The organism is Cupriavidus sp. D39 (assembly GCF_026627925.1).
Lineage (GTDB): Bacteria > Pseudomonadota > Gammaproteobacteria > Burkholderiales > Burkholderiaceae > Cupriavidus > Cupriavidus ulmosensis.
This window is the reverse complement of record NZ_JAPNLE010000007.1, coordinates 60,837-78,687: the sequence shown is the minus strand read 5'-3', so window position 1 is coordinate 78,687 and position 17,851 is coordinate 60,837. Positions and strand designations below refer to the sequence as shown.

Annotated in this window: 11 protein-coding genes and 4 pseudogenes; 9 read left to right on the top strand and 6 right to left on the bottom strand. The window is 56.0% G+C overall.

Annotation, left to right across the window (positions count from 1 at the left end; all coding sequences use genetic code 11):
- Positions 1-17 precede the first annotated feature (17 nt).
- Positions 18-1,209, bottom strand: a pseudogene (locus OMK73_RS07260) (IS3 family transposase); the annotation flags it as partial.
- Between the two features lie 828 nt (positions 1,210-2,037).
- Between OMK73_RS07260 and OMK73_RS07255 the strand changes: the two are divergent.
- Positions 2,038-2,988, top strand: coding sequence for a LysR family transcriptional regulator (locus OMK73_RS07255; protein WP_267601441.1), 951 nt, complete (start codon positions 2,038-2,040; stop codon positions 2,986-2,988).
- Between the two features lie 156 nt (positions 2,989-3,144).
- Here OMK73_RS07255 and OMK73_RS07250 read toward each other — a convergent pair whose 3' ends face one another.
- The 3 genes from OMK73_RS07250 to OMK73_RS07240 all read right to left on the bottom strand — a co-directional run bounded on the left by OMK73_RS07250 (position 3,145) and on the right by OMK73_RS07240 (position 6,096).
- Positions 3,145-3,852 (bottom strand): glutathione S-transferase family protein, encoded by a 708-nt coding sequence (locus tag OMK73_RS07250; protein WP_267601440.1) that lies wholly within the window; start codon positions 3,850-3,852, stop codon positions 3,145-3,147.
- A 71-nt stretch (positions 3,853-3,923) separates the two neighbouring features.
- Positions 3,924-5,063: an FAD-dependent oxidoreductase gene (locus OMK73_RS07245; protein ID WP_267601439.1), complete on the bottom strand. Its 1,140-nt coding sequence runs from the start codon at positions 5,061-5,063 to the stop codon at positions 3,924-3,926.
- A 58-nt stretch (positions 5,064-5,121) separates the two neighbouring features.
- Entirely contained in the window at positions 5,122-6,096 is a 975-nt protein-coding gene (locus tag OMK73_RS07240) for a VOC family protein (RefSeq protein WP_267601438.1), read from the bottom strand.
- A gap of 858 nt (positions 6,097-6,954) precedes the next feature.
- On the opposite strand from OMK73_RS07240, the gene OMK73_RS07235 reads away from it, so the two are divergent.
- The 7 genes and pseudogenes from OMK73_RS07235 to OMK73_RS07205 all read left to right on the top strand — a co-directional run bounded on the left by OMK73_RS07235 (position 6,955) and on the right by OMK73_RS07205 (position 15,380).
- A complete protein-coding gene (locus OMK73_RS07235; protein ID WP_267601437.1) occupies positions 6,955-7,884 on the top strand; it encodes a 3-keto-5-aminohexanoate cleavage protein in 930 nt (309 codons plus the stop codon).
- Positions 7,885-7,964: 80 nt separating this feature from the next.
- Positions 7,965-9,139 (top strand): annotated as a pseudogene (locus tag OMK73_RS07230) (alpha/beta hydrolase family protein).
- Positions 9,136-9,912, top strand: a complete 777-nt coding sequence (locus OMK73_RS07225) for a cyclase family protein (RefSeq protein ID WP_267601436.1) — start codon at positions 9,136-9,138, stop codon at positions 9,910-9,912. Before OMK73_RS07230 ends, OMK73_RS07225 begins: the two are co-directional and overlap by 4 nt.
- 334 nt (positions 9,913-10,246) lie before the next feature.
- Complete coding sequence (locus OMK73_RS07220) at positions 10,247-11,209, top strand: SphA family protein (protein ID WP_267601435.1); 963 nt, start codon at positions 10,247-10,249, stop codon at positions 11,207-11,209.
- Positions 11,210-11,353: 144 nt separating this feature from the next.
- A pseudogene (gene gorA, locus OMK73_RS07215) lies at positions 11,354-12,705 on the top strand (glutathione-disulfide reductase).
- 109 nt (positions 12,706-12,814) lie between these two features.
- On the top strand, positions 12,815-13,378 hold the full coding sequence (locus OMK73_RS07210) for an NADPH-dependent FMN reductase (RefSeq protein ID WP_267601434.1): 564 nt from the start codon (positions 12,815-12,817) through the stop codon (positions 13,376-13,378).
- Positions 13,379-14,237: 859 nt separating this feature from the next.
- Positions 14,238-15,380, top strand: coding sequence for a hypothetical protein (locus OMK73_RS07205; RefSeq protein WP_267601433.1), 1,143 nt, complete (start codon positions 14,238-14,240; stop codon positions 15,378-15,380).
- 262 nt (positions 15,381-15,642) lie between these two features.
- On the opposite strand, the pseudogene OMK73_RS07200 reads toward OMK73_RS07205, so the two are convergent.
- Positions 15,643-15,789, bottom strand: a pseudogene (locus OMK73_RS07200) (YbfB/YjiJ family MFS transporter); the annotation flags it as partial.
- On the opposite strand from OMK73_RS07200, the gene OMK73_RS07195 reads away from it, so the two are divergent.
- Positions 15,725-16,237, top strand: coding sequence for a TetR/AcrR family transcriptional regulator (locus tag OMK73_RS07195; protein WP_324291683.1), 513 nt, complete (start codon positions 15,725-15,727; stop codon positions 16,235-16,237). The pseudogene OMK73_RS07200 and the gene OMK73_RS07195 sit on opposite strands and share 65 nt — an antisense overlap.
- Positions 16,238-16,682: 445 nt before the next feature.
- On the opposite strand, the gene OMK73_RS07190 is transcribed toward OMK73_RS07195, so the two are convergent.
- Positions 16,683-17,720 (bottom strand): dienelactone hydrolase family protein, encoded by a 1,038-nt coding sequence (locus OMK73_RS07190; RefSeq protein WP_267601432.1) that lies wholly within the window; start codon positions 17,718-17,720, stop codon positions 16,683-16,685.
- Positions 17,721-17,851 lie beyond the last annotated feature (131 nt).

Here is a 17,851-nt window from a genome sequence, read left to right as displayed (position 1 = left end):
ATTTTCGTCACCTTGAAAGGGGTGGCCCTAAATGCTGTGTCGAGTGCTGCCTGACGGGTGAGGTGCAAGCTCCTGGGCGAGCCCATAATGAACGCTGTGCGGCGTCATGAATCCGATGCCCGAGTGCCGATGCACGGTGTTGTACCAGGCGAAGAATGCCTGGCAGTGGGCGCGCGCATCCTCAATGCAGCCGAAGCGCGCGGGGAAGTCCGGACGGTACTTCATCGTCTTGAACTGCGACTCCGAGAAGGGATTATCGTCAGATACGTGAGGCCGGCTGTGGCTTTTAGTGATGTCCAGGTCGACCAGCAACGCGGCCACCGGTTTAGAGCGCATGCTGGCACCGCGATCGGCATGAAGCGTGAGCACGCCGGGGGCGATATCGTGGCGTGCCACGCTGTCGGCGATGAGCTGTTCAGCGAGCTCCGCGCTCTCGCGCCCGGCGATCAACCAGCCCACGACATGGCGGCTGAAGATGTCCAGGATGACGTAGAGGTGGAAGCACGTCCACCTGGCTGGCCCTTTGAGTTTGGTGATGTCCCACGACCACACCTGGTTAGGCGCGCGCGCCAGCAACTCAGGCCTGACGTAGGCCGGATGGACAAGCTGGTTGCGTCGCTCGCGCGAGCCGCCATTGGCCGCCAGCAACCGGTACATGGTGCGCACCGAGCCCAGGTAGCGGCCCTCGTCGAGCAACGTGGCGTGTAGCGCCGCCGGCGCGGTGTCGGCGAAGCGCTCGCTGTTAAGGGTGTCCAGCAGCACCTGGTTTTCCAGGGCGTCCAGAGCCAACGGTGGCCGGGGCCGGGCCGTGGACCGTGGCAGTGGACCGATGAAGGCCATGCGACGCAGGTGGGCCCGCTGCCGGGCAGGCGTGCCGCGCGGCACGCCCAGGGCATGGCAGGCCGCGCTCGCGCCCAGGGCCGGAGTGAGCTCTTGCACAGCCGCCATTACGGCTTGTCGGTGTCGTCGTCGATCGGATTGCCCAGCAAGGCTGCAAGTTTTTTGGACGTCGATCACCAGCAGCGCCTTGTCGAGTCGCCTCCTGAGATTATCGCGCTCGCGCGTGAGCTGCGCGATGTGCCGCGCCTCGGCCCGAGTCTCGTCGAATTTGGGTCCGCGCTTTTGTGGGGCAAGGGCAGCCAGTTCGGCAGCCTCGCGCTGGCGCCGCCACGTGCTCAAGGATGACGAGTACACGCCTTCATGGCGCATCAGCGCGCCGATCTCTCCGGGCTTGGTGCAGCGGTCAGCCGCCTCCAGTATGCGGCGCTTGTCGGCGTTGGAAAATTGCCTGCGCCGAGCGCGAGCAACGACCTCTGAATCGGTGCCGGACGCTGACGCCAGCGTCGCCGATCCGGGCGCCTCTTCAGTCGCCCTACGGGCTCCTTGCGTTGCGCCCGGATCGGACACATTCTTGACGGCAGCCATCGTTGCCTTGGATGAGTTGTTGACGGTCATACCTACCTCGTTGCTCACTAATCTATCAGGGATAGGTGACACACGTCATATTGGCACGGGGGGAAGTGAGGAGATGGACCTGCAACATCGCTTGCTTGCATTTAATCGCTCAGGAAAACTCGCGTGAGCAGACTACCAAGATGTTAGAGTTCGTCGTTGCTATCGAGACCCATAATGCGAACGATGTCGGCGGAGGGTCGACTAAGGACAGCAGGTACCAACTCCTTAGCCTTCTCCGTGAGGTCAAGACGAGTTGCCCGCGGATCGTTGGCGTGGGGAAGGCGATGAATCAGGCTTAGGCAAGCTCCCGGCAAAGCTCAGACGCCGTCTTACACCGCTCGTGCCATAGAATGCACAAGATAGCGAATTGTACAGACGATACGCCGAACGGCTTTAGATCTTGATCTATCCACGCGCTCAACCGATTGTTTGCCTGGCAGATCAAACTCGCGATGCTGGACCAACGATCGCAGTCAAACGGGTAATCTCTCTTCATTGTAACTTCCCTCTTTAGGGCCCTACAGTCGCTATACTTGTCACACCCAATGGGAGGGCCTGCCGGTGCGATTTAATCGATTAGATTTGAACCAATTGGTTGTACTTGATGCGATCCTCGCTGAACGCAGCGTCAGGCGTGCCGCAGATCGCGTTTTCTTGAGCCAACCGGCTATGAGTAATGCGCTAGCTAGACTGCGTGACTACTTTGATGACGAGCTAGTTCAGCAAATAGGGAAGCACCTGGTCCTCACCCCGCTGGGTGAAAGCCTCGTCAAGCCGGTTCGCGACGTGCTGCTACAAGTGCAGGCAATTACGACCACCCGCCCCAATTTCGATCCCTCTACGTCGACGAGACGGATCACGATTGAGGCATCTGACTACGTGATGAATGTCTTTCTGGCGGACGTGCTGCAACTCGCTTGGAAAGAAGCACCGAACATGCAGTTTGACCTTCGCTTGATCAGTACCCAGTCTCACGAGAACCTCGACAGCGGTGAAGTGGAGATGCTGTTAGCACCGGAGTTCTTTGCGTCGAAGAATCATCCATCAGAAATCCTATTTTCTGACACGTTCTCCTGCGTGGTTTGGAACGGTAACCCGGAGATCGCTTCTCGACTAACTAGGGACAAATACATGGCAATGGGCCATGTAGCGGTCCAATGGGGTTCAGGACAATTGGTATCAGCAGAGGAAGAGTTCATGGCGAAGCATGGATTTCTGCGACGGCGCGAGCTTGTTGCGCCAAGCTTCACGGTGCTTCCACGGTTAATTGTAGGGACGAACCGCATAGCCACCATTCAGACCAGACTTGCAAATGCCATGTCTGAGATCTATCCCATGCGGGTACTGCCATGTCCGGTCCCTACACCGCAGATCGTCGAAATGGTGCAGTGGCATAGGTATCAGGAGCGGGATCCAGCCATCACCTGGTTTAGGGGACTACTCATGCGCGTCGCCCAGTCCTTTGGCACCACATCCATAGCAGCCAGCCAACGTAGCGGGAAGAGAAAGGCCGCGCCCCCGAAGGACCATTAGACGGAGAGGCGCAAGCCGCTTATGGTGCTTCCGAGAGGGTTTCAGGGCGATTCGGTCCTAGCCGGTCACAAGTGCGTGCCCCCGCCAAGAGAATCTCGAATGCCAGGAAAGAAGGGACCTCTCAAGGGTGCTGGAAAACACCAGAGCCCCTCTTTGCTATCCCGGATGCTTAATCTGGAAGGCACCTGGACCAGTGAACTTCACCTCCAGGCCTTGGCTCGCCAACCAATCAGCGGCCTGCTGGTGCCTTTCGAGCGTTCGTTGAACCGATGGACGCTTCGCCAACTCATTGTCGTGCCGGTCGAAATGGAGGTAAGGAGACGTATCAAAGTCCGTCCCAGCGACGCGGAACCAGACCCAGTTCAGGTATGCGTCAACGATCGACCATTTGTCCCCGTACCACCATTGGTTCTCGGAAAGACGATCATCTATCAAAGCGAAATTGGATCGCATCGTGTCCTCTGCCATGGCAAATACGCGGGGCATCGCTTCCGGTATGTCACAGAAGTACTGTGGAACCCTCAGCCTCGTTACTAAGGGATGTAGCGTGGCTGAGCAGTAGGCCAAATCTGACACAATCTGGGCAGATGCATACGAATCGGCTACCTGGGGAAGCAGTCGTGCTTCTGGGAAACGTTGCGCAAGCCACGTCAATATCGCGATGTTCTCGCTTAGCGGAACTCCGTCAATAACCAGCAAAGGTACCTTGCCCTTCGGGTTCAGCGAGCGATAACGTGCTGTGAGATGGTCTCCCCGTACAAACGAAACGAGCTCTGTCCCGTAAGGGTGGCCGATCTCCTCAAGCGCGATCATGGGCACTCTGGCGCAAGTATGTGGTGCGAAATGCAGAACAATCTGCGTCATTTGAATCTCCTCGATAAGCCAATTAAAATAGGTCGGCACATTATCCGACCGGTCTCTAAGTCTTAAGCGAGCTAGTACTCGTTCATCAGCTCAAGGATCGCGCTATGAAGCAGTTCCCCTGGCTTGGCGTTCGGATTCTCCTCCCCACGCCACTCCTCTTGCTCCCAGGCGGAGATCTGGTTGCAGGATTCGTAAACGAACCGTGCTCGCGAGAATCTGCGCCGCATGAAGTCGCTCAAGGCATCCTGTAAGGGTGTGTCGTTTGCAAGCAAGTCACCGAGCAGAACGGCGTCTTCGATCGCCATCGCCGCGCCTTGGGCGAGATGGGGTGTGGCCGCGTGTGCTGCGTCGCCGATCAGAAGGACGCGCCCCTTGTTCCACGGCGCAGGCATTAGGATGGTTTCCATCGGCTTGTAAACAACGCCGGCAGGATCTGTGATGAGTTCTCGAAGGTTGGCGATTAGGCCTGTATATTCGGCTAATCGCTGCCGCATCTTGTCTGCCAGTAGTTCCTTTTCCATCCAAGGATTACCGGGCTCCGCAGTCACCAGAAGCATATACATCTCGCGGTCGGACATTGGGACCAAGCCGACTTTACTGTCTGGGCCAAAGAACAATTCGCCCCAAGCAACATCCGATACTCGAGGGAGGTTGTAGCGCCAAACAGCTTGTCCGATGAACGTCGGCTGATACTTCTCGCCAAAGACCATTCCGCGAACTCGAGAATAGATGCCATCTGCACCGATTACCAAGTCATAGTTTCGGGAGGTTCCGTCAGGGAACGTCACGTGGACCCCATCCTCATCTTCATGAATCGCATCGACGGTAGTTCCAAGGGTGACTGTGGCGCCAGTCGCCAACGCACTATCCGAGAGAATTTTGTGAAGGCGTGGCCGGGTGATGCCATTGTTCTCAGGGAAGAGCGGCGCCGCTGCGCTCGTCGACCTCGCGTCCATTAGGTGATTGCCGTCCTTGTCATGGATACGCCATCCCGCGAAACCGGCACCCACCTTTACGCATTCCTGTGCAAGTCCAATACGATCCAGTGCGCGAAGCATATTGTTGGGTTGAATAATACCTACCCCGTAAACAGACCACTCTGGGTTCAGCTCTACCATCTCAACTTCGATTCCCTTGCGCCGTAGTGCGATCGCAGCAGTTAGGCCGCCAATCCCGGCACCTACAATGAGTGCCTTCTTAATAGTGGGCATGTTGATCCTCCGGTCCTCTTTTTTGCCTTCGTGTGAAAAATTGAATGGCGGTGAAACGTTAGTCGTCCTTCAACTTTCCATCTTCGAGATACTTGAATTCCCACGCTGGCGATTCTTGCAACCAAGCCGGAAGATTGTGAACATAGTGGGCGAACGCAAACAGTGGTACTGGCCATTCACGGGGAACCCAACTGTCGTCAATATAGTCACCGTCCGCGCCGTACTCGGCCTCTCCGCCTGCGGGGCATGGAATGTAGTAGAAGAGCGCCGAATCGATTCGATGGCGGCCCAAGCCCCATTCGGACTTTTGCCATCCCTTGCGGTCCATGTGGTTTGCGCCAATCATGATTTCATCAATGTCCTCCACTCCAAAGTTCGCGTGATGGAAGCACGGATTGCCGTCCATCCCCGGCGAATTCGCGTTGAGGAGAAAAAGACTGTGATGGCTGTTGCTACCGGCAGCACGACAATAGATTCCGAAGTGATGCTGGTAGTCGGATAGTCGGAAATGAAGCCGATCACGGAAGAAATCAAACGACCTCCGGAAATCCTTCACAGCGAATACAACGTGCTGGATAACTTTCGGGCGAGCCCGCGTTCGCCACTTCCTATGAGTATTGAGCCGTCGGATGACACCTGGTGCGTTGATGACATCTGGCGCATTCACAACAGGTTCCTTCTTGAAGACCTGTAGCCCCAGTGGCAAGCCGCAATCGCTCAGGAAATGAGCCACGCCATCATCCGTGTACGTGATGTCGCGATCGCTGGATAGATCATCGATTAACAAGCTAAGTTCGTCGTAGGAATCGACGCCCCACACGACTTCCCGAACGCCGGGCCCCACGAGCGCCGAGGCCGGAAGGCGCGGGTCTGACAATGCAAACAGCACAACAGTCGAGCCTTCATCAAGTTGGAACGTCGAACTGTTTGAGTCGCTTTCGCGTAACGGGAGACCGAAGTCGAGGAAGAATCGGGTACTCAACGCAATGTCTTCCACTCCGTAGACGAGCGACTTAATACCATTGATCGGCATAGAGATCCTGTGAATTAGCTGAAACAACGCAAGCGGGATGCGCGTCGCCGGCGATCCTTGTGGGAAGCCGGCAATCGAGCGAAGGCCGTGTGCAGGCTGTCGCTTAGAGCCGCGGTAGCCAGTGAAGGTATGCGCACATCATGAAGTTGTCTCCTGTGGCGTCGTTACCGGTGCGGTCGGCGCGCGTTCTGGGTGACTACATGATCGACTGACTCTAGACGTTTCTCAACTTGATTGTTTCAATATGGTTGATTCATGGCATGAATCTATCAGGCCTGTGAATGATTTCTGTTGGTCAACGATACGGCGCGTTACATGCGAACACGCTGTGCGAGTCGCGAGACATGATGGCTTCCTCCGATATCAGGAAGCCCTACACGCAAATCCCAAGACGATGCCAAACGGGGCAGCGACACGAGCTGCCGAGCAGGTGCATCTGCAAAGATCACAGACCTGGCCTCGCCGCCCATCCCACGATGCATTCATTTGCTGAATGTATGGGATTCAAAGAATCAAGTTGAGAAAACGTCTATCGGATCCGATCATTGCCGTACAGGTCCGGCGTGATTGCGCTTCGTCGCTGTAGTCGGGGAGGCGTGGGCACTGCGGAGCCATAGCGGTTTGTGTCGCCCGCAGCGTCCAAAGGTCGCAGAACTTCGGGATGTTTGCGTTGCTGCGGGCAACTGCCTCTCGCGGCTCTGAACACGATCACTTCGTTGACCACGAATTTCGGAGCCTGGGTGCGACGAGACTGTCGCTCATTAGGTCCGGTCTTGGCTTGAGCAAAAAAGTGGACTCTATGCCGTTCAAGCTTGAGTAGTTGTAGTTGGCAATAAAGTCTATTCCCAAGGAGACGACGTGAACAAGGTAATTATCAGTTGCGCGGTGACGGGGGCCCTTCATACACCGTCGATGTCGAAGTATCTTCCCCTCATACCCGAACAGATCGCAGACCAGGCCATCGAAGCTGCGGAAGCAGGCGCCGCAATCTTGCATCTGCACGCACGCAACCCAGTTGACGGTCGTCCAACAGCCGACCCTGCGGTATTCTCGTCGTTCGTTCCGCGGATTGCTGAGAGTACCGATGCCGTAATCAACATTACGACAGGTGGCAGCACGAGCATGACTCTGAAAGAGAGACTTGCTTACCCGCTCATTGCCAAGCCAGAGATGTGCTCGCTGAACATGGGTTCGATGAACTTCTCGATTCATCCCGCCGCCAAGAAGATCAAGGAATGGCGGTATGAATGGGAGCGGCCGTACATCGAGGGAACGGAAGACATCATCTTTCGAAACACCTTCCGTGACATCGGCCAGATTCTTCTTGAGCTTGGAGAGGGGTGTGGGACGAGGTTCGAGTTCGAGTGCTACGATCTTGGCCACCTCTACAACCTGGCGCATTTTGTGAGCGAAGGACTGATCAAGCCACCGCTTTTCATCCAATCCATATACGGCGTTCTGGGTGGGATGGGTCCGGATCCGGAGAACCTCTCGATCATGCGTACGACGGCTGATCGGCTGTTTGGTCGGCAAAACTACCGATTCTCAATTCTTGGTGCCGGGCGCCACCAAATGCCCCTCGTTACGCTCGGAGCGATCATGGGCGGCAACGTTCGGGTTGGCCTCGAGGATAGCTTGTATCTAGGACGAGGAGAGTTGGCGACGTCGAACGCCGAGCAGGTTCGCAAAATCCGTCGAATTCTCGAAGAACTGTCTATCGACGTTGCAACCCCGGATGAGGCTCGCGAAATGCTGAGCTTGAAAGGGCGAAGCTCGACGTCGTTCTAACCCTGTCCTCTCGACACACGATTCGCGCCGGATCAGTTGGTACGGCCGAGAACGTTGCTATATAAAAGTGAAGACCAAAAATGATTGAATATTTTCCGAAGAACTACGTGTGGAATCTTTCCGCAAATCTCGCGTTGGCGATGGGGGGCAATATCGGAGAGGTTGATGCAATCTGCCGGCAGATTGTCGATTCGTCCGAACTCTCCGACAGCGAGGGTACGGAGAGCTTTTTCAACGCGTGGTGCGAACAGGCGGACCGTCTCGTCGAACTCGCCGCTGATGACTTGAAAAAGGATTGCCGCCTCAGCGCGGGAGCGAAGTTCGGTCGGGCGTCGACATACTACCTAACGGCCGAGCGCATGCAGAACCGGGACTACGAGCCACGCAAGGCCGCCTACGCAAAGATGTTGGATAGCTTTGCAAAGTTCACAGTGCTCCACGAGGAGAACTGCGAGCGGGTAGAAATTCCATTTCAGGGCACAGTTCTCGCTGGGCTATTCGTAAAGGCCAATCGAGCGGACGGCTCGCCTGCTCCGTGTATCGCCCACTTCAATGGCCTGGATAGCACGAAGGAGATGATCTATGGATCCGGCATCGCGCAAGCCCTGGCCCGTCGTGGAATCTCCACCCTGATGGTAGATCAGCCTGGTGTAGGTGAGGCCCTGCGTCTGCGCGGACTGCATGCAGTCGTGGAGAGTGAAGTGTGGGGAAGTTCCGTAGCTGACTATCTGCAGACTCGTGAGGATGTCGATCCTCAGATGCTCGGAGTCAGCGCCTGGTCGCTCGGCGGTTACTATGCACCGCGCGTGGTGGCATTTGAGAAACGCTATCGCCTCTGCGTCGCATGGGGAGCCAACTACAACTGGGGGAACTCCAGAAGCGTCGGCTGGCCCGTGAAGGCGATCGCCCGGTACCGCACTATTGGGAGCACGTGCAGTGGGTCTGGGGGAAGAACGATCTCGAGGAATTCATATCATTTTCCTCCCGAATCTCCTTGGAGCATGTAGTCGACAAAATTACCGTGCCATTTCTCATTACGCACGGAGCACACGACCGTCAAATTCCGCTCGAGTACGCACATTCTCAATACAACGGCGCGGTGAACAGCCCAAAGCGTGAACTGAAATTCTTCACCCAAAGGGAAGGGGGCGTCGAACATTGCGCTGCGGACAACATGACCAGCACGCGAGACTACATCGCCGATTGGGTGAGCGAGACTTTTGCTGAGGCCGGAGCTTTGGGAGTTCGGAAATGAGCAAGACATTCATTGATCTTTCAATCTTCCTGGAAAATGACGTCGTTTCCGATCCGCCAGTGTATCGGCCAAAGATCGAATACGTTGATCACACCAAGTCCCTCCCTGAGCTCGTTAGCTTCTTCCCTGGGCTCCTGCCGGAAGACCTCCCCGATGGAGAGGCTTGGGCAATCGAACGGATTGAGCTGATTACTCACAACGGCACGCATCTTGACGCTCCATATCATTTTGCATCGACGATGGACGGAGGCAAACGGGCAATCACCATTGACGAAGTTCCCCTGGAATGGTGCTTTCAGCCTGGCGTGAAACTCGACTTTCGGAAGTTCCCTGATGGCTATGTGGTAAAGCCCGAGGATGTCGAGGCTGAGTTAGCGCGAATCGGACATGAACTGAAGCCTCTGGAAATTGTGGTGGTAAATACGTCAGCCGGGATGCGATACGGAGCGGACGATTATGTTAGTGCGGGCTGCGGGATGGGCGCAGCCGCCACGCTCTATTTACTTGAACGCGGCGTACGAGTGACGGGCACCGACGGCTGGAGCTGGGATGCCCCATTTGTCCATACAAGGACGAAGTTCGCGGAGACAGGTGATTCCAAATTGATTTGGGAGGGACATAAGGCGGGACGCCAAGTCGGATATTGTCACCTAGAGAAACTCCACAATCTGGAGGCCCTTCCGGCGAACGGATTTACGATCGCCTGCTTTCCTTTCAAAATTCGATCCGCCTCCGCGGGCTGGACTCGCGCAGTGGGAATATTGGATAACTGATTATTAACCAAGAATAACGTGCGATAAGTCGCATAAGAGAGATCGAAGAGAATATTCGCAAAACCGGGAAGCGGCTGTCGTTGGAAAGGGCGTTAAATGTCAATCTCGAAAGGGATCCCTGCGCACGTTGGTCGAGAGGCGGTTTTCTGCTAATCCGACAAGCAGTATTCATCAGTATAAAAGGCGGCGTTCCAAGCGCTAATTCTACGTATGCGTGGAGGCTACCCGCTTTTCTGGCTCGATCTCTTTATTTTTCTTCAGACATGGTGACGGCCAGTGGCGAATATATCCGCCTAATCACCGGAGCCAAAGCCGGCGTTAAACAGCAACCAGGATGATTAAAAATATAAAAATAAATAATATTATTATTTTGGAGACAGAGATGAATTGGACGACTGTGGTGAAGAGCCTCGCGCTGTGCGGTTGCCTTGCAATTCCTGGTGTAGCGCTCTCCACGGAAAATGGACAGCAACACTATCCGATCGGCCTCGATACAGTTCTAAACGGAATTGTCCCAGCGCTAGGGGAAACGCAATATTATCAGTACACGGTATTTTATTCGGCCAGCAAGTTTGCGGGGTCGAGCGGGCAAAGTGCCGTTCCCAATTTCCAAGCTAACACGTTCGCAACTGCGCCCCGTGTGCTGCATACGTGGGGCAAAACACTCGGTCCATTCACGGTAACCTCGGGATTTGCACTCACCATTGTGCATCCGCAGACAAGGTTGCCTTCTGGAAGTGATAACAGATGGGGCCTAAGTAGCCTTACGGTTCATGCAGCGAATATTGGTTACTCTAATCCGGAAAAGACCTTTTTTGGATTGCTCGCTTTAGATTTTCAACTTCCTATTGGTTCATACGATCCAAAGAGGATGGTAAATACAAGTTCCAATACGTATGCGTTTCTCCCAGGGTTCAAGTTTACATTGTTCCCAATCCCTGGCGCCGAGGTGTCTGGAACTTTCATCTATGAAATTAGTTCCCGCAACAATGCGACCGGATACCACTCAGGGGATGTCGCCGTGGTGGACTGGATGGTTGGGTATTCAGTCTTCCCGAATCTTCAGTTGGGCGTGCAAGGATATATGCTGCAACAGGTTACCGACGATTCAAAAAATGGGACGGCATTGCCGGGCGATGGATTCCGCGGGCGTGCGTACGCTATTGGCCCACAGGTGCGATTCAATTTTACAAAGCGGTCAGGAATTGTATTGAAGTGGCAGCACGAATTCGAAGTGCACAACCGTCCGAAAGGCGACAGAATCTGGCTTGAGTTTACGCTGCCGCTTGATCTATGAGTCGAAATAAAGGATGGATGGGAGGCGCGTCAAGATATTGATGAGATGACGCGAATCCTCAATTAAAGATCGTTGTATTTGTTTGATGAATTATAGCGTAACCGCAGATGGCAGAAGATCGTTTAGTCAAAGAGGGTATAGAGCATGCATGGTTTTGATTTTGACCTATTCGTGATTGGCGGAGGCTCCGGTGGAGTTCGTGCCAGTCGTATTGCGGCCTCGCACGGAGCCAGGGTTGGCATTGCTGAAGCATATCGGCTGGGCGGTACTTGTGTGATCCGGGGCTGTGTTCCGAAGAAGCTCATGATGTATGCGTCTCAGTTTCGGGATGCATTCGAGGATGCTCTGGGATATGGGTGGAGCATCGAAGGGTCATTTGCTCACGACTGGCCCCGCATGGTTACTGCTAGGGACAAGGAGATTGATAGGCTAGAAGGCATTTATCGAGAGCTGCTCGATAGAGCTGGTGTCGTAGTGTTCCCAGGTCGAGCGGCACTGGACGGTCCCAACCGTATCTACGTCGATGATCAGCTTGTCACTGCGAAAACCATTCTTATCGCGACCGGTGCTGCACCAGTTAGGCCTGATATCCCCGGCGCGAATTTCATGGCAACGTCTGACGACATCTTCAGCCTACGTAAAGCCCCAACCCGTGTAGCGATCGTCGGAGGAGGTTACATTGCTTGCGAGTTTTCGGGGATTTTGCGCGGCCTGGGGGCGCAGGTTGCCCAGCTTCATCGAGGCAAGCAAATCCTCCGGGGTTCGACGATGAACTAAGAGACCACCTCGCGGACCAGATCATTCGGAGAGGTGTTGACCTTCGTTGCGAGATCCAGGTTACGGCCGTTGAGCGCGCGCACGATCACTTTTCCGTCTACTTGTCTGATGGCTCGACCCTGGACGTCGACACTGTAATGATTGCCGCAGGGCGCCAATGCGCCACCAGCAACCTCGGGTTGGACACAGTCGGCGTAGAAGTCGACGGTGATGGAGCAATCAAGGTAGATCAGTTTTCCTGCACGACGAACCCTGCCATTTATGCGGTCGGCGATGTGACAAATCGCATCAATCTTACGCCCGTCGCCGTCCAAGAAGGACATGCGTTTGCAGATACGGTGTTTGGTGGACGACCGCGAGCAGTCTTACATGAAAACGTCCCCAACGCAGTCTTCAGTCAGCCGCAGGCAGCTTCCGTGGGATTGAGCGAGTCAGAGGCGAAGGCGGCGTATCCATATATTCGGGTCTTCGGTAGCTCATTCCGGCCAATGACAGCAGCGTTGTCGTATCGAGATGAGCGCGCGCTCATTAAGCTCATTGTTGACGCTAGCACCGACAAAGTGCTCGGTGCACATATCGTCGCTTCCGATGCCGCTGAGATCATTCAAGGTTTAGCGATCGCGATTAAAGCCGGGGCAAGAAAGGCTGATATGGACGCGACTATTGGCGTCCATCCGACTATTGCTGAGGAGTTCGTTACGCTGCGTGAAGCACGGTGAATTTCGGCGACGCACCGGCGGCGGTTCTTTGCAAGCGCCGCCGATGTATGCTGCTTTTCAGAAGCTACTATTAGATTCTTCGATTTAATCATACAGAAGCGATATCGCCATGGAAAATTACTCATTTCTAGCAATCTCAGGAAGCCTCCGCTCGCAGTCATTTTCGACGGCGGTGCTTCGATCGTTGAGTGAACGTGTGCCGGGCAACGTGCAGATCGAACACGCTGCAATCGGTCAACTGCCATTCTTCAATCAGGATATTGACGATGATGAGAGGCGCCCCACCGAGGTGGCTGCGTTCAGATCGTCAGTGGAAAGCAGTGACGGTCTAATCGTCGTCACGCCCGAGTATAACGGTGGTTTGCCCGGAGTACTGAAGAACGCCATCGACTGGGCGTCGCGCCCGGCCTTTGAATCACCCCTAAAAGGAAAGCCGGTGGTGTGTATTACGGCGTCACCTGGTGCAGCCGGCGGGATCCGGGCCCATGCGCACCTGCAGCAGCTATTTGCGGCCACATTGGCCAATCAAGTCGTCATGCCTCCTGTAGCAATCGGCGGCATCGGCGGCAAGGTCACGAACGCGATGCTGACAGATGAGACTTCACTGAACTTCGCCCTTGCAGCGGTGCAACGCCTTCTCGAGATGGTGAACTGCCACCGAGCGGGCGCCTGAGGAATCCAGGGCTAAGTCATGGGCGGGGAGGCCAGAGGGTGATATTGAACGCCTCCTGGCTGCTTCCCACCTTCTACTTTGGACGCATGCTTCTGTAGACGATGAGAAATTAATATACGAGAGTTTGGTGCCCGCGGTCGATGCGGGGCAGGCGCAGCCAACCCGGCCGCGCGCTCTCGTAAACTATCTGGGAAAGACGCTGGCAGACCTTTGGCACTCGTCAACATCGGCTATCTCGGCGGCCGATGTACACCTCGTAGCGGCCATACGCTTTGCTGCTGAGAATGACGGTTCCTGGCCGGCAAGGGACCTCCGTCGGTGGCGAGCCGACCGGGTTGTATTCAAGCGTACGATCCGGCGCTAAGGGCAAGACACGAACTGGCGCTGTTCCACAGTTTGAAGGTGTCTGGCTAATCTGATCAGCAAGCTCCGCTGAAATGGAAGGAGAAAGGGGCTGACCTGCTGCAAAACTGCCAGTATCAAAGAAAATCCGTGTAGTTTGGATTGACGTAGCACAGGCAACGGTTGCTCGACGAGTAAAGGAAGTTGGTGCCAGACGTCGGCGACTATCCCAATTGGTGCGCAGGATGTTTGGGGGAGGCTGGCTACAACGCCAGACGTGTTCTTTAGCATGTCGTGCGCCGTCCTTAGCAACTGCTATGGAACAACTCGCTTGCATGCTGCTGTAGACGGATCGGGGCTCCACGGCTAGAATTTGGTCCGGGTGCCCACCCTACTTGCACACGAGTAAAAAAAGGCGTTGCTTCCGTCATTGCAGACCTCTCTTTGAGCCTCGTCGTCGGGGACTTAAACGTGTGCGCCTGACCCGAATTCGGCGTGGCGTTGAGGAAGGTTCACTATGACGATCAAGGAACTCGCGTATACCGCGCAGCACCATCTCCAAGCCACCACCGGCACGAAATTCAAACGTGCCCACATCTACGAACTGCTGGCCGCAGCTTTTGGCTTTAATTCCTATGCAGCTCTCTGTGCAGAAGCCGTTTTTACCAGGCAGTCGCTGTCAAGTCGGCGTCCAGCAAATTTTGGCGAGCATCTGAGGCGTCGTTGCCTAGCGATCGGCTACCAGGGTGACACGACATCAAAGGTAGCTATCGCGCTTCCGGCATTGTTGACCGAGCAACGAATCGGGATTGTCTCGATTGAGGATCTGATCGCCTGCCTGCGGGACGAGTCAGGGTACGGTTCATTCCCTGACGAGGAGCAAGGGAACGAGAACGAAGTCAGGTGGTGGACGTCCTCGGACGAATTGGTCTCACCACTCATGGTCGATGGTCTCAACGCGGCAGCGAACAACAACCATGCTGCCGCTCACTATGCGTTGGCGCTGATCCATGCCCCAACTGAAGGCGAGCTCGATGCCCCAGAAGTCGGCAGCGACTACTGGTATAAGCAGGTCAGAAACGGACGTGTTCTGATGGGTGTGGAACAGGAATGGGCGGACGCTCATGCGGCTCGTTTGGCAAAAGACGAGAAATTTGCGCTGCATCTGCGAGAAGCAGCAAAGCTTGGGCACCAAGAGGCAGTGTTGGTACTTGCGGATCGTTTCGACGACCCCGCGTTTTTTGACCAGGCGACCGGGGAAGTGAACGCCGATCCTTCAGGGCTTGCCGATATTGCGGAGCGCATGGGACGACCGGAGGATGCAAGGAAGTGGTTAACGGAGGCGGCGAAACAGGGCGACACCGACGCCATGCTCAAGTTGATCGAGAACCATGACAGCGAAGACCTGCAACGATGCTGGACATGGGTGTATCTCGCGGAACTGCTCGGTAACGATTTGACGAAGGATGACTACGTAGCCATCCACGAGAATGGATCACCTTATGACGACGACATTGGCGGCCCATTGTTTGTCGATGGCCGGGATGGGGTGAAACTCGAACCAATAGGCGAGGAGCAAGGCGCAACTGCTCGCCGCATTGCAAGAGAGATTTTCGAGGCCATCCGGCGGCTGCGGAACTCGCCCGACTCGTATCGCTGAGTTGGAAAGGGCGACCGAGCGGACAGCGCCCTTGCCCCGTCGGTTGCCCATGCTGTAGGGGCAACCGACGCAGCCGGCCGGCATGGGCGGCCCCTCATGATAGAGATGGCAACATCGAGCGAAAGTTCTGAGAGGCAAGAAATGGTTCTTCGCCGATCCGCGGGGTGACTGAGGGTCGCAGAACGACCCGAAGCGGTTGCTGTGCTCCGAGCGGCCCCTGAGGCGGCTTCCAGACGCCCAACCGATATCCGGCTGTCGGATCGAGCCCCAGGAATATGGCGCCTCCCGCAGCGCCCTTACGTGCTTGGGGCACATGCGGGAGGATCGTGCCGGCCACCAGCACCATGACCACGCCGCCCGCCACACCTGAGATGAAGCGCCAACTGAAGTACCAGAGAAAGGACAGCGGAGAGGATGACGTGCTGGATAAGGCCTTGATGCTGTTCTGGAGCAAGGGCTACGCGAATACGACTATGCAGCAGCTTGCGGAGGCGACAGGCGTGCAGCGTGGCTCGCTCTATAACGCGTATGGCGACAAAGAGACCCTGTTGTTGCGGGCCTTCAGGCTTTACCGTGAAAAGTATGTCGGCCAGATGCGCCAGGCGCTGGGCGAGGCGCGGCTACGGGAGTCGTTGCGGAAGTTCTTCGGCTTCGTCATTACGTCGATGACGAGCGGGACGCCGACGCGTGGTTGCCTTAGTACGAAAACCGCGGTGGGTTCGGAAGATCTGGATGGCGCGATTCAGATCGTACTCAAGGACCTGCTGGACGATATCGAAGCCGCGATTTTGAACGGCTCTCACGCGCTGACGTGGAGGGACAACTTGCGCTGCCGGCACGCCAGGCCGCTCGGCTAATCGTCACGATGACACGTGGCCTGGTCATCATCGAGCGTATCTATCACGACGAGAAACGTATGCGCGCAACGGCGGATTCGCTGCTGACATTATTGCTGCGGGACTGAGAGCCCACCGGCGCGCCGGCCTATGTAGCGGCCAAGTTGTCTTACCCAAATGCGCGCCGTTATGCATTGCAAATGCTTCATGGGCACGTGAAGGGCAGCAATAGGCGGCGGCGCGGGTCTTCGGCATCGATTCTGATGAACATCAGCGTTAGAACGCGCGGAAACGGCCGGAGAACGGACACCGAGCAAATTCCAGGTTGAGGTCCGTTGCTGGCCGGTCTCTACCCTCGACGAACCCACGCATGGTCTTCTTGGCGCCAGAGACGACTTCCGACCCTTAACTGCCGGTCGCCTGCCGCCAACGAACCTGCCGCTTCCACGGGAACAGAGCGCCATCGCTACAACCCCATTGCCCTCGTCAAAAACGCTTTTACATCAGCCTCGGATTTTCTGCCTTGATCGAGACTGGAGCCGGCTGAGACGCCTCGAGCAATGCAGCGCCTGTATTCAGCGTCCATAGCCTGGAAGCTGGCATATTTCTCGCCGGTCAGCAGTCGGTAATACGCATCGTGCCGAACGTCGAGGATAGCCTGGGGACAATCGCGGAGCGTCGTGGCCCCGGGAAAGTACTTGAAGTAGACGTGCGTATTGTCGAAATCGTGATAAGCCCCGGGGTACATGTGCACCTCCACCGACTGCCCATCTCGCTTCATGGTGTCCGCGACATTGAGGCACGGCTGCGCTGGTGTGTAGTCATCTTTCTCGCCCACGGCCAGCATCAACGGTGCCCCTGTCAACGGAGGTGGCGGGACCTCCCACCAGAGTTGAGTGCATCCGGGGTAAAAACCAATCAGCGCAACGAACCGTGTATCGTCGTCGATGACACCTTTATGGAACGATTCGAGCACCAGATCCATCGCAACGTGCCCACCCCGTGAAAATCCGATCTGCCCGATTCTTCGCGGATCGATACGCGGATCGGTACTCAGCAGTTTCAAGGCAAATAGCGCATCGGCGTCATTGGCGGCGGGGCTTAATTGCGACTGGTCATTCATGGTGCCAGTTATCCCGCGTCCGCCAAACGAGTCGACCACGAACGCTGCGATTCCCATCTTGTTGAACGCACGTACCCAGCGGTCGATGTCCTTTTCCTGTACGCCCGCCGACCCGTGGGAGATCACCATGGCGGGAACTCTGCCTTCGACGCTCTCGGGCATGTACAGCATGCCCCAAACGGTCGTTGGTTTTCTGTCGTACTTACGATGGACTAGCTCCCATTTGCTCTTCGGGGTGACGCTGTTGAAATAGATTTTCCCAGACGGCCCGGAGGCGAGGTTGTTGTAGATTTCATGAGACAGTACGGGTAACGCAACCGCTGCGGCCAGGCCGATCGCGAACACCTGACGCAACAAGCTGATTTTTAACAGGCACCTCATGAGCTTTTCGCGTGGTCGTATCGGAACACTGATTGTCGATCACCCGGCAGCTCTTGTCGAATGACTCCTTCTGGCCGAACTCGGACCTCGGTCAGCAGCTTCCTCTGGGGCCGGATGGCACTTCCTTCGAA